Consider the following 12,553-nt stretch of genomic DNA (forward strand, 5'->3'; position numbering starts at 1 on the left):
GCGGAAATCCGCGCGCGGGATACGTACTCTTCCTTACCGTGCCATGCCCAAGCGCAACGATGGTCGTGTGGGCGTCCGCGTGGTTGCACGGTGCGACCGCCGCGGACGACGTGCTCGACGCTCTGCAGATCTGGGGCGAGTCGCAGGAAGTGCGCGCCGCCGACGACGAACTCGCCGCCAAGCTGGATCTTCCCGGCCCCCAAGACACCCCCGCCGGTCCCGCGCTGCTGTTGGCGGCGCTGCGGAAAGCCGGTGCCACCGAAGGGGAACTCGCGCTCCCGGTCCCCGGCGACGTCCGCGGCCTGGGCACTGCGAGCGCGTTCTCCAAGCAGGCCCTGCGCCGCGGTGAGGCCGCGCTCCTGCCCGAGGCCGGTCTCGGCCTGGTCCCGGAGACGGTCGCCGAAGGCATCCTGCGCTGGACGGTGTTCCCCGTCGGCGAGCTGCCCCCGGCCGAGCACCTGCCGATCGGCGAGGCCGAGCACGGCATGTCCTCGGCGATGCGGGAGGCCGCGAGCACGCTGATCGACCTGGACATCGCCAAACGGCGCCCCGGGGTGCGCGACGAGATCGCTTCGACCGTCGCCGACCGACCGAAGCCGCCGTGGCCGGAGGACGTGCCGCAACGCCCGCTGCGGATCCTGCAGCGCGCCTCCGAAGTGGAGGCGATCCTGTGGGTCGCCACCGACGACGCCCCCGGCGGTGCGCTGTCGGCCTCGGCCACGCGGGCTCGCACGGAGGCGCTGCGCCCGCTGTTCGACTCGGTCCGAGCCGCCCGCCGCGCCTCGATCGCGGAGATGGTGCGAGTGCTCGCCGAGAGCGCCAGCAAGCACTGAGGAGTCCGGTCCACGACTTCGTCGACCAGGCCGGGTGGCGAAGTTTCGGCTTCGCCACCCGCGCGGTCTGCTGCCTCACACCAGGGGGCTGCCCGCTTTGATGCGGCGGCGCATGTCCCACAGGTAGTAGTTGAACGGGAACTTCCGCAGCACCGGCGGTAACCGGCGGATGACGGCGCCCATGGCGCGCATCATCCGGTCGAAGCGGCGCTGGTCGCGCTCGCTCCAGGGCAGTCGCATCTCGTCGCGGAACCGCTGCGGCAGGAATCCCGTGGTGAGGAACTTGTTGAACCCGCCCAGCGGGACGCTCACGTAGCGCGGCATGAATCCGAGCACCGCGATCTGGTACAGGTACTCGCGCACCGTGTCGTCGACGTGCACCTTCTCCAGCGCGTCGTTCCAGTAGCGTTCGAACTCGGCGCGGTCGGCGGGCCACATGTCGTCGGTGACCTGCAGCGTGGTGCCGAGCGTCGCGGAACGCTGGTAGAGCTCGTCGACCTCGTCGTCGGTGAGTCCGCCGACGAGCATCGTGTAGACGTCCTCCACGCCTCGGTAGAGGCAGGCCGCGACCCATAGCTGCAGGTTCTTGTCGAACGCGTTGTAGGACACCGGGCTGGACTCGGTGGAGCGCACCTTCGCGTGCGAGCGGTTGGTCGCGCGCCGGAACAGGGCGCGTTCCTCGTCGGTGCCCATGGACGCGACCGCGAGGTAGGTCAGCGTGGTCCGGGTTCGCTTGATGGGGTGCTTGAAGATGTTGCCGGTGTCGACCTTGCTCTCCACGACGCCGTAGCCGACGCCGGGCCTGGCCAGCTGCATGATCACGTTGGCGCCGCCCGCCAGCAGGCCGGCGCCGACGATCAGCTCGTCTTCGCGCACTCGCGATTCGGTGGGAACTGTCATCGGTCCCTCTCCTCCGCTACCGGTCGTCCGCGCGGGCGATTCCGCCCGGCGAACTCTGCTCACGACCGTTAGCAGATATGGAACCGATCTCCGCGGAGCATGTCAAGGTCCACCCGGACTCCCCGCGAGATGCCGAGGCGGCACCGCGAAATGCCAAGATGGCGGCATGGAGCCGTCTTCCCTGCGCGTGTACGGCGGTGTCGAAGGTGATCACCGCAAAGCCGAACGGCGTGCGCAGTTCCTCGAGGCGGGACTCGACCTGCTGGGGTCCGACGAAGCGACGCTGTCGGTGCGCGGCGTGTGCAAGCAGGCCGGGCTCGCGGCCCGCTACTTCTACGAGAACTTCACCGACCGCGAAGCACTGGCCGCGGCCGTCTACGACCACGTCATCGAAGACCTCGCGAACCGCACCCTGGCTGCGGTCGCCGACGCGCCGTTCGACGCGCGCGCCAAGGCGCGGGCCGGTCTGAGCACCCTCGTGAGCATCGTCGGCGACGATCCGCGGCGCGGCCGGCTGCTGTTCTCCGCGCAGGCGGGAGCCGCGCTCGCCGAACGCAGGCAACGCTCCACACTGCTGTTCGTGGGTCTGCTCGGCGGGCAGGCCAAGGACTTCTACGGCCTGCCCGACAGTGCCGACCTCGACGTGCTCAGCCAGTTCGCCGTCGGCGGCCTCGCCCAGACGCTCACCGCCTGGCTCGACGGCGCCCTGCGCATCGACCGCGACACCCTCGTCGAACACTGCACCCGAATCTTCCTCGCCGTCGGCGACGTGCCCGGGCACTGACCCGCAGCCGACCACCACGAGCTCGCAGAGATCCGTTCACGCACCCGTCCGAGACCGCGGGCGAGCCGTTGCGATCCGGGGCATGGAGTGCTTCGCCTCGGGTTCCTCCGGGACGGGTGCGTGCCGCGTCCGTCCCGAAGGACCTGGTCCTCCCGGGCGGCCGAGAAGCAGCTCAGCCGTCGGTGGCGGTGCAGCAGCCCGGGGAGCAGGCTTCGCCATTGCGGCCGCAGCCGGCGGCGGGCAGCAGGGAGAGCTTGCGGGGGCGGACCTCGTCGACGTGTTCGGAGATGAGTTCCACGATCATCTTCGCGAACCGCGGGTCGTCCCCGGCGGTACCGGCCCGCGCGAAGCCCATGCCGAGCTCGGCGGCTTTCTCCGCCGCCTCGTTGTCCAGGTCCCACACCACCTCGAGGTGATCGGAGACGAAACCGACGGGGCTCAGCACCACCGAACCGACACCCTTCGCGTGCAGGTTCTCCAGGTGGTCGACCACGTCCGGCTCCAGCCACGGCACCTGCGCCGGGCCGGACCTGGACTGCCACACCACGTCGTAGGCCTCCACCCCTGCCTCGGCCGCGACCAGCCGGGCGGCTTCGGCGACCTGCCGGGAGTACCACTCGGGCCGCCCGTCAGGACCCGGGGCGGAGTCCGCGCGCACCGGAATGGAGTGCGCGGTGAACACCAGCCGGGCCTCCTCATCGCCCAGTTCCGCGTAGGCGCGGCGCACCGCGTCGGCGTTGGCGGACACGAACAGCGGATGGTCGAAGAACTGGCGCAGCTTCACCAGATCCGGCGCCTGCTCCCCCACCGCTTCGCGGGCTCGGTCGATGTCCTCGTGGTACTGCTTGCAGCCCGAGTAGCCGCCCCACGCCGACGTGGGGAACACCAGCGCCTCGCGCACGCCGTCCTCGGCCATGCGCGCCACGGTGTCCTCGATCATCGGGTGCCAGTTGCGGTTGCCCCAGTACACCGGCAGGTCGCGGCCCTCGGCCCGCAGCTGCTCCTGCAGACCGGCCATGATCTCGCGGTTGAGGCGGTTGATCGGCGACACTCCGCCGAAGTGGTGGTAGTGCTCGGCCACCTCGTCCAGCCGCTCCGGCGGCACGCCTCTGCCGCGGGTGACGTTCTCCAGGAACGGCCGGACTTCTTCCGGGCCTTCCGGTCCACCGAACGACAGGAACAGCAGCGCATCAAAACTCACCTGACCATGATGGCCCGGAGCGGAATCGGCCGCTCACGCGGGTGGGGCGTGCGCGCCCCCTCCGCGACACGCCCCACCGGCCTCACGCTCCGAGAGCGGAGAAACCGCCGTCGACCATGATCATCGACCCGGTGGTCTTGGGCAGCCAGTCCGACAACACCCCGCAGATCGACTGCGCGACCGGCGTCGGGTCGTTGACGTCCCAGCCCAGCGGCGCCCGCTCCGCCCAGGTCTCCTCCAGACCGGAAAAGCCGGGGATGGACTTCGCGGCCATCGTGCGCACCGGCCCGGCCGAGACCAGGTTGACCCGGATGCCGCGCGGCCCCAGCTCACGCGCCAGGTAGCGGCTGGTGGACTCCAGCGCCGCCTTCGCCACGCCCATCCAGTCGTAGGCGGGCCACGCGACGCGCGCGTCGAAGTCCATGCCGACGATCGAGGACCCCGCCGACAACAGCGGCAACGTCGCGGTGGTCAGCGACTTGAACGAGTACGCCGAGATCTCCACCGCCGTCGACACGTCCGACCACGGCGCCTCCAGGAACTCCGAACCGAGGCAGGACGGCGGGGCGTACCCGATCGAGTGCAACACGCCGTCGAGACCGTCCACGTGCTCGCGCACCCGGTCGGCGAGGGTGTCGAGGTGCTCGGCGTTGGTGACGTCCAGCTCCAGCACCGGCGCGGGCTTGGGCAACCGGCCCGCGATGCGCTCCACCAGGCTCATCCGGCCGAACCCGGTCAGCACCACCTCGGCGCCCTGCTCCTGCGCCATCTTCGCCGCGTGGAACGCGATCGACGCGTCGGTGATCACGCCGGTGATCAGGATCCGCTTGCCTTCGAGCAATCCGCTCACGTACTTCCTCCGCTGTACTTTGATGAGGCCCGCCACCGGGCGGGCCGGACGACAATCCGGGTCGGGCCGTCAGTGGCCCATGCCGAGGCCGCCGTCGACCGGGATGACGGCACCGGTGACGTAGGCGGCCGCGTCCGAGGCCAGCCACGCCACGGTGTTCGCGACCTCCTCGGGCTCGGCGAACCGCGCCAACGGGATCTGCCCGAAGATCTCCTTCTTGCGCTCCTCGCTGAGCTGATCGGTCATGTCGGTGGTCACAAAACCGGGCGCGACCACGTTCGCCGTGATCTTGCGCGACCCGAGCTCGCGGGCGATCGACCGCGACAGCCCGACCAGGCCCGCCTTGCTCGCCGCGTAGTTCGCCTGCCCCGCCCCACCGGACAGACCCACCACCGAGGACACGAAGATCATCCGGCCGCGCTTGAGGCGCAACATGCTGCTCGCCGCCCGCTTCGCGACCCGGTACGAACCCGCCAAGTTCGCGTCCAGCACGCGGCCGAACTGCTCCTCCCCCATGCGCAGCAGCAGCCCGTCATCGGTGATCCCGGCGTTGGACACCAGCACCTCGACCCGGCCCTGCGCCGCCTCCACCTCGTCGAACGCGGCCGAGACCTGTTCGGCGTCGGTCACGTCGCACTGCACACCGCGCAGCCCGTCCGGGGCGCCGGATCCGCGGTGGGTGACCGCCACCTCGTCGCCCGCGGCCTGGAACGCGCGGGCGATCGCCAACCCGATGCCACGGTTTCCTCCGGTCACCAGTACGGACCGTCCCACTGTGGATCTCCTCCCGAATGCCCTGGGTGGTGAACCCCCGCGCCTCGACGGACGAAGCGATTCACCTGAACAGACGCGACATTATCGGTTCACCGATCTCGCCCTTCCATCCGCACCGCACAGAAAACGACCTCCAAAGTGGTGCCGCGCCGACAGTGGACACCGCCACCGGACGCCCCGAAGCCCTACGGTGCAGACAGCCGTGATCCGACACGCACCGACCCACCCGGACCGCCCCCACGACCGCGCCGACCCTGGTCAGGAGCACCCCCGATGACGACCGCCGCCCACCACCGGCCCACCGCGAACCAGCCCGAATCCGCCGAGATCGCCGCCGCCCTGCGCGGCGTCCTCGAAGGACGGGCGCGCTTCGACCCCGGCACCCGCGCGCTGTACTCCACCGACGCCTCGAACTACCGGCAGGTCCCGCTGGGCGTGGTGCATCCGCGGCACGCCGACGACGTGGCCGCCACGCTCGCCGTGGCCCGCGAACACGGCGTGCCGATCACCGGGCGGGGCGCGGGAACCAGCATCGCGGGCAACGCCTGCGGCCCCGGGCTGGTCCTGGACTTCTCCCGGCACCTCAACCGGATCCTCGAGGTCGACCCCGCGCGCAAACTGGCCACAGTGGAACCGGGCGTCGTGCTCGACACACTGCAGGCCGCCGCGAAACCGCACGGCCTCGCGTTCGGCCCCGACCCCTCCACGCACAGCCGCTGCACCCTCGGCGGCATGATCGGCAACAACTCCTGCGGCACGCACTCGGTGGCCTGGGGCAAAACCGTGGACAACGTGCGTTCGCTGGACGTGCTGCTCTCCGACGGCACGCGGCTGACCGTCGGCGCCACCCCCGACACCGAACTCGACGCGCTGTGCGCCCGCGGCGACCGCACCGGGCGGCTGTACCGCAGCCTGCGGGACCTGCGCGACTCCTCGGCGCAGCTGGTGCGCGACTCGTTCCCCGACCTCACCCGGCGGGTGTCCGGATACAACCTCGACCAGCTGCTGCCCGAACACGGATTCCACCTGGCACGGGCGCTGACCGGCACCGAAGGAAGCTGCGCCGTGCTGCTCGGCGCCACCGTGGAACTCGTCGACGTGCCCGCCGCCCGCGCGATGATCGTGCTCGGCTTCGACGACAGCTACGCCGCCGCCGACCAGGTGACCCGGCTGCGCGGACTCGACGCGCTGGCCATCGAAGGCCTCAGCTCCGAACTCGTCGACGTGGTGCGCACCCGCAACCCCGCCTCACCCGCGCTGCGCCTGCTGCCCGGCGGCCGCAGCTGGCTGCTGGTGGAGGTCGGCGGCACCGACCTGCGCGACGCCGAGAACGCCGCCGACAAGGTCCGCCGGGCCATGGGTTCACGCGCCGAATCCGTCGTGCACACCGACCCGGCCCGGATGGGCGCACTGTGGAAGATCCGCGAAGAGGGCTCCGGCTACTCGACGCGCATGGCCGACGGCTCCGAACGCTGGTCCGGCTGGGAGGACGCCGCGGTGCCCCCGGAACGCCTCGGCACCTACCTGCGCGAGTTCGACGCCCTGCTGGCGCGGTTCGGCCGCCAAGGCGTCACCTACGGCCACTACGGAGACGGCTGCATCCACGTCCGCATCGACTTCGACCTGCTCACCGGCGGCGGCGCGGCCCGCTACCGCGAATTCATGGAAGCCGCCGCCGACCTCGTCGTCGCCCACGGCGGCTCCGTCTCCGGCGAACACGGCGACGGCCAAGCCCGCTCCGCACTGCTGTCCCGCATGTACCCGCCGGAGGTCATCGGCGAGTTCGAACGGTTCAAAGCCGCCTTCGACCCCGATGACCTGCTCAACCCCGGCCAGATCGTGCGACCACGACCACTCGACTCCGACCTGCGGCTGCTGGTCGCGCCCCCGCGCATCCCGACCCGCACCACGCTCGCCCTGCACGCCGACGACGGCGACCTCGCCCCCGCCAGCCGCCGCTGCGTCGGCATGGGCAAATGCCTCAACACCACAGGTGGGGTGATGTGCCCCAGCTACCGTGCGACGAAAGAGGAAAAGCACTCCACCCGCGGCCGCGCGCACCTGCTGTTCGAAATGCTCAACGGCTCCCTCATCCGCGGCGGATGGCGCTCACCGGAAGTCCGCGACGCACTTGACCTGTGCCTGTCCTGCAAGGGCTGCAAAACCGACTGCCCCGTCGGTGTCGACATGGCGACCTACAAGGCGGAGTTCCTCCACCACCACTACCGCAACCGGCTGCGCCCCGCCTCGCACTACTCGATGGGCTTCCTGCCGCTTTGGCTGACACTGGCCCAACCCGTCCCAGCACTCGCCAACGCCCTGCTCGGCGGCCGGATCGCGCCACTGATCAAACGCCTCGGCGGCATCGCCGCGGAACGCGACATGCCCCGCATCGCCGGACGCAGCCTGCGCTCCTGGTGGCACCACCGCGAACACCCCGCCGAACCCGGCGCACAGCGCGCCCTGCTGTTCCCCGACACCTTCACCGACCACTTCGACCCGCACATCGGCCGCGACGCCGTCATCGCACTCGAACGCCTCGGCCACACCGTCGAACTCCCCGCGAACCCGTGTGCTGCGGCCTCACCTGGGCCTCCACCGGACAACTCGGCACCGCCCGACGCGTCGTGCAACGCACCGCACGGCTGCTGCGACCGCAGATCGACGCTGGCCTCCCCGTCATCGGGCTCGAACCGAGCTGCACCGCATTCCTGCGCAACGACGCACTCGAACTCGCCCCGCACGACCCCGACGTGCGCGCACTCGCCACCGCCACCAAGACCTTCGCCGAACACGTCGAACCCACCCGCCACCGCTGGCAACGCACCGGCGGCGGCAAAGCCGTCGGGCAACGTGCCCTTGTGCAGCGTGCCCTCGTGCAACGGCACTGCCACCAGTACGCCGAACTCGGCTTCGACGCCGACGAGTCCGCCCTCGCCGCCACCGGAACCGACGCCCGAGTGCTCGACGCCGGCTGCTGCGGCCTCGCGGGCAACTTCGGATTCGAACGCGGCCACTACGACGTGTCCATGGCCTGCGCCGAACAAGCACTGCTGCCCGCCGTGCGCGACGCCGACCCCGGCACCGCCGTCGTCGCCGACGGCTTCAGCTGCCGCCTGCAGATCCGCCAGGCCACCGACACCGAACCCGTCCACCTCGCCACCCTCGTCCGCCGCGCCCTCGACACCTGACGAAAAGCGGGTGCGTGCTCCATCCACAGTGGATCGAGCACGCACCCGCGCCGTCGTGTCCCGGCGATCAGCCCGCTTCGTGCGCGATCTGAATCAGATTCCCGCACGTGTCGTCGAGCACCGCGACCGTCACCGAACCCATGTCCACCGGCTCCTGCGTGAAACGCACCCCCAGCTCGCGCAGCCGCTCGAACTCGGCCCGCACGTCCTCAACGGCGAACGACGTGTACGGGATGCCGTCGGCGACCAACGCGTCCTTGAACGGCTTCGCCGCCGGGTGACCGCTCGGCTCCAGCACCAACTCGGTGCCGTCACGGTCCTCAGGGGACACCACGGTCAGCCACCGAGGCCCGCCCATCGGGATGTCGTGCTTGAGCTCGAAACCCAGCACGTCGGTGTAGAACCGCAGGGCCTTCTCCTGGTCCTCAACGAGCACGCTCGTCAGGTTGATCCTCATGCCGCTACGTTCTCCCTCCCCATCGGCGCCGCCATCCGGACCGGCGCACCCGCCATTGTCCGGTCGCGACTCCACGGCGGCCGGTTCGGGAGGACGGCTCCGCCGCGATCAGATACCGGACTCCGCCGAATCCCCGACGGCGGCGTGCAGCACCCCGGGGAACGTGTTGATCTCCTCCACCAGCCCGCTCACCGGCCGCTTTCCCTGCAGCCGCACCGCCACCACCGCGGTGCGCTGCTGCTCGCCATCGGTGTCCTCGCGCTCCACCTGCAGATCCAGCACCTTCAACCCGCGGCTCGTGCACAAGGTCAACACCTCCCGCAACACCCCGTGCCCGTCCAGATAGCCGACCCGCACCACCTGCGGCTCCCACAGCACCCCGCGCAGCAGCCGCAACAACCACGGATAGCCCACCGCGACCAGGAAGTGCACCAGCGTCGCCGCCGACGCCAACAGCACCAGCCCACCACCGCAGGCCATCCCGATCGCCGCGACGAGCCACACCGTGGCCGCCGTCGTCAAACCCCGCACCACATCACGGCGAACGAAGATCAACCCGCCGCCGATGAACCCGATCCCCGACACCACCTGCGCCGCGACCCGCGACGGATCCAGCGACACCCGTTCGAACTCCAGCATGTCGCCGAAGCCGTACTTCGACACCAGCATGAACAACGCCGCCCCCACCCCGACCAGGGTGTGCGTGCGCAGACCCGCGCTCTTGGCCCGAACCTCCCGCTCCAAGCCCACCAGGCTCGACAGCACCAACGCACTGCCCAGCTCCACGAGCAGCGGAAGCTCGTTCAGGCCCGCGACCACCTCATCCGCCATCGGACGAACGTAACCCAGCCACGCCCACCCCGACATCGTCGAAAACGATCAACCGCGGCACCGGATCAGCCCAGCCCGGAACGAACAAGCCCAGGCCCCGCGCACGGGTCAGCCCAGCCCCGGACACAGCATCAACGCGGCCGCCGGGCCAAGTACACCAACGCAGGCGGCAGATTCCGCCACACCGTGCGGCTGAGCACCGTCTCCTCGAACACCGCCCGCAGATCCGCGTGCTGGCGCCGAGCGGGCGCCGCCCACCGCGTCCACGTGTACGCGAACTGCGTGAACGCGCCCTGCTCCGTCAACGAATCCGCGATCAACCGGATCAACGGCACACCGTCCTGCGGCGCGTGCGCCGCCCACGGCAACCCGCTGACCACCACATCAGCCCGCACACCACGCTCCGCCAGCAGCTTCGGCAACGCGCGGGCATCCGCGCACACCGTCTCCACCTCGGGGAACCGAGCGCCCAACGACTCGGCCCACCGCTGGTTGAGCTCCACCGCCAGATGCGTGCCACGACCGCCGAGCCGCCGCTGGATCGCCTCGGTGAACGCCCCGGTACCGGGGCCGAGCTCCACCACCACCGGATCGCCCGTCGCGGGAATCGGCGCGACCATGTCGCGCGCCAGATACCGCGAACTCGGCCCCACCGCGGCCGTCGTCGTCGGAGACTTCACGAACTCGCGGAGGAACTCCACCGCACCGGCGGCACTGCTCACGTCGGGCTCCCGTGCTCTGCGGGTGTGCTCAGGGCAGACGCCGCCCCAGCAGCAACGAGAGCACCGCGGCGACGATCGCGGTGAGCGTACCCAGCACCAACCACGGCCTGCTGGCGTCTGTGTGCTTGATCTCGTAACCGATCTGCTCGCCCAGCGTGTCGTAGACCCGCCGCAGCTGCTCCGCGCTCGCCGCCTTGTGGAACTCGCCGCCGGAGAGCCCCGCGATCTCCTCCATCGCCTCGTCATCGACCTCCACCGGCTGCGACTGGCCCTCGATGTCGATGGAGCCGTAATCCGTGCCGAAGGAGATCGTCGTGATCGGGATCCCGGCCTTCTTCGCCTCGCCCGCCTTCGTATAAGCACCACGAGGAGCGTTGAGATCACGCGGAATGGTCTGCCCACCATCGGCCATCAACACGATCCGCGCGGGCGGCGCCCCACCGGGACCGCCGACCATCTTGCCGAACGAGTCGATCGCCGACATCGACGCGTTGATGCCGTCCCCGGTGGCCGTGGCCTCCGACAACGACAAGTTGTCGATGGCCTGCTTCACCCCGGCGCGGTCCGTCGTCGGCATCACCATCACCGTCGCCGTGCCCGCGAACGACACCAACCCCAGGTTGATGCCGGGAGTCAGCTTGTCCGCGAACTCCTTCGCCGCGATCTTCGCCGCCTCCAGGCGACTGGGCTCGACGTCCTTGGCCATCATCGACAGCGACACGTCCACGGTGAGCATCACCGTGGCCCGGTTGCGCGGAATCCGCTGCTCCGCGGTCGGCCCGGACAACGCCACCGTCAGCAGGATCATCGCGACCCCGAGCAACGCGGCGGGCACGTGCTTCGGCCAACCCTGCCGCTTCGGCGCCACCCGATCCAGCACCGGCAAGTTGCTGAACCGCAGCGTGTCCTTGCGGACCCGCTTCTGCGCCCACACGTAACCGCCGACCAGCGCCGCGACCACCAGCAGCAGCAAGAACCACCACGGCGTGGTGAAACCCGACAAACTCAACATCACGCCGTTCCCCCGGACCATCCACGTTTGCGGGCCACCACGAACCGCACCACGTCGGCGATCCAGTCCGAATCCGTTCGCAACACCAGGTGCGCGCAACCCGCACGCCGCAGCGCCGCCGCGACCTCCTCGCGGTGCGCGGCCGCAGCGGCCGCGAACTCCTTGCGCAGCACCGGTGTCGTGCGCACTTCCCGTTGCTCACCCGTCTCCGGATCGGAGAGCACCACCGTGCCCACGTCCGGCAATTCCAGATCTCGCGGATCCAGCACCTCGACCGCCAGCAGCGAATGCCGGGCGCCGAGTCCGCGCAACGCCCGCTGCCAGTCCAGATCCCCGAGGAAATCGGAGACCACCACCGCCAGGCCACGCCGCCGCGGCGGCCTGCGCAGCGACTCCAGCAATCCCGGCAGATCACCCCGAGTGCCCTCCGCGGCCCGCGGGATCTCCGCGACCCTGCGCAGCAACCCCCGCGAATGCCCCAGCCCGCCGCGCGCAGGCAACCGGACCGGGCCGGTTCCGTTGTCCACGACCGCCCCGATCCGATTACCGCCGCCACTGGTCAAATGCGTCACCGCGGCCAGCGCGGCCACGGCCAGCTCCCGCTTGTCACAGGCCGCGGAACCGAAATCCAGGCTGGGCGACAGATCCAGCGCCACCCACGTCTCCAGCTCCCGGTCCGCGACGGTCTGGCGGATGTGCGGCTCCGACATGCGCGCCGTCACCGCCCAGTCCATCCGCCGCACGTCGTCACCGGGCTGGTAGACCCGCGCCTCCCCCGGCTCCGTACCGGGACCGGGCACCAAACCGAGGTGGTTGCCCTGCAACAAGCCGTCGAGGCGGCCGCGCACGGTCAGTTCCAAGGAGCGCAGCGCGGCCTGCAGCCGCGGCCCCTCCAGCTCCGGCGGAGCCCAGGACGGGCGGTCCGCACCGCCCTGAGCGGAACTCACCGACACGGCTGATCGCTCCTCATTCGTCGGATCGGGCATCGTCGCGCACCG

The 12,553-nt window shown here is 70.5% G+C and carries 11 protein-coding genes and 1 pseudogene; 3 read left to right on the forward strand and 9 right to left on the reverse strand.

Annotated features, from left to right (window positions below; genetic code table 11):
* Nucleotides 1-59 precede the first annotated feature (59 nt).
* Nucleotides 60-833 carry a hypothetical protein gene (locus H2Q94_RS15450; protein ID WP_243787797.1) on the forward strand — a complete coding sequence of 258 codons (774 nt, stop codon included), beginning with the start codon at nucleotides 60-62 and terminating at the stop codon, nucleotides 831-833.
* Between the two features lie 75 nt (nucleotides 834-908).
* Here the strand turns inward: H2Q94_RS15450 and H2Q94_RS15455 are convergent, their stop codons facing one another.
* Entirely contained in the window at nucleotides 909-1,733 is an 825-nt protein-coding gene (locus tag H2Q94_RS15455; protein ID WP_243787798.1) for an oxygenase MpaB family protein, read from the reverse strand.
* A gap of 166 nt (nucleotides 1,734-1,899) precedes the next feature.
* Here H2Q94_RS15455 and H2Q94_RS15460 point away from each other — a divergent pair, with 166 nt between their 5' ends.
* Nucleotides 1,900-2,517: a TetR/AcrR family transcriptional regulator gene (locus H2Q94_RS15460; protein WP_243787799.1), complete on the forward strand. Its 618-nt coding sequence runs from the start codon at nucleotides 1,900-1,902 to the stop codon at nucleotides 2,515-2,517.
* Nucleotides 2,518-2,689: 172 nt separating this feature from the next.
* Here H2Q94_RS15460 and H2Q94_RS15465 read toward each other — a convergent pair whose 3' ends face one another.
* The 3 genes from H2Q94_RS15465 to fabG all read right to left on the reverse strand — a co-directional run bounded on the left by H2Q94_RS15465 (nucleotide 2,690) and on the right by fabG (nucleotide 5,342).
* A complete protein-coding gene (locus tag H2Q94_RS15465; RefSeq protein WP_243787801.1) occupies nucleotides 2,690-3,718 on the reverse strand; it encodes a ferrochelatase in 1,029 nt (342 codons plus the stop codon).
* 82 nt (nucleotides 3,719-3,800) lie between these two features.
* Nucleotides 3,801-4,568, reverse strand: coding sequence for an enoyl-ACP reductase FabI (fabI, locus tag H2Q94_RS15470; RefSeq protein WP_243787802.1), 768 nt, complete (start codon nucleotides 4,566-4,568; stop codon nucleotides 3,801-3,803).
* Between the two features lie 69 nt (nucleotides 4,569-4,637).
* Nucleotides 4,638-5,342, reverse strand: coding sequence for a 3-oxoacyl-ACP reductase FabG (gene fabG, locus H2Q94_RS15475; RefSeq protein ID WP_243787803.1), 705 nt, complete (start codon nucleotides 5,340-5,342; stop codon nucleotides 4,638-4,640).
* Between the two features lie 273 nt (nucleotides 5,343-5,615).
* On the opposite strand from fabG, the pseudogene H2Q94_RS15480 reads away from it, so the two are divergent.
* Nucleotides 5,616-8,533 (forward strand): annotated as a pseudogene (locus H2Q94_RS15480) (FAD-binding and (Fe-S)-binding domain-containing protein).
* A 67-nt stretch (nucleotides 8,534-8,600) separates the two neighbouring features.
* Here the strand turns inward: H2Q94_RS15480 and H2Q94_RS15485 are convergent.
* The 5 genes from H2Q94_RS15485 to H2Q94_RS15505 form a co-directional block, all read right to left on the reverse strand.
* Nucleotides 8,601-8,990: a VOC family protein gene (locus H2Q94_RS15485; protein WP_243787804.1), complete on the reverse strand. Its 390-nt coding sequence runs from the start codon at nucleotides 8,988-8,990 to the stop codon at nucleotides 8,601-8,603.
* Nucleotides 8,991-9,098: 108 nt separating this feature from the next.
* Nucleotides 9,099-9,821 carry an MgtC/SapB family protein gene (locus H2Q94_RS15490; protein ID WP_243787805.1) on the reverse strand — a complete coding sequence of 241 codons (723 nt, stop codon included), beginning with the start codon at nucleotides 9,819-9,821 and terminating at the stop codon, nucleotides 9,099-9,101.
* Between the two features lie 131 nt (nucleotides 9,822-9,952).
* The gene (locus H2Q94_RS15495; protein ID WP_243787806.1) at nucleotides 9,953-10,543 is read right to left on the reverse strand and encodes a class I SAM-dependent methyltransferase; all 591 of its coding nucleotides are present in this window, start codon (nucleotides 10,541-10,543) and stop codon (nucleotides 9,953-9,955) included.
* Between the two features lie 28 nt (nucleotides 10,544-10,571).
* A complete protein-coding gene (locus H2Q94_RS15500; protein WP_243795710.1) occupies nucleotides 10,572-11,552 on the reverse strand; it encodes a VWA domain-containing protein in 981 nt (326 codons plus the stop codon).
* A gap of 2 nt (nucleotides 11,553-11,554) precedes the next feature.
* On the reverse strand, nucleotides 11,555-12,502 hold the full coding sequence (locus H2Q94_RS15505; RefSeq protein ID WP_243795712.1) for a DUF58 domain-containing protein: 948 nt from the start codon (nucleotides 12,500-12,502) through the stop codon (nucleotides 11,555-11,557).
* Between the last annotated feature and the right edge of the window lie 51 nt (nucleotides 12,503-12,553).

It is taken from the genome of Saccharopolyspora gloriosae, assembly GCF_022828475.1.
GTDB classification, from domain to species: Bacteria; Actinomycetota; Actinomycetes; order Mycobacteriales; family Pseudonocardiaceae; genus Saccharopolyspora_C; species Saccharopolyspora_C gloriosae_A.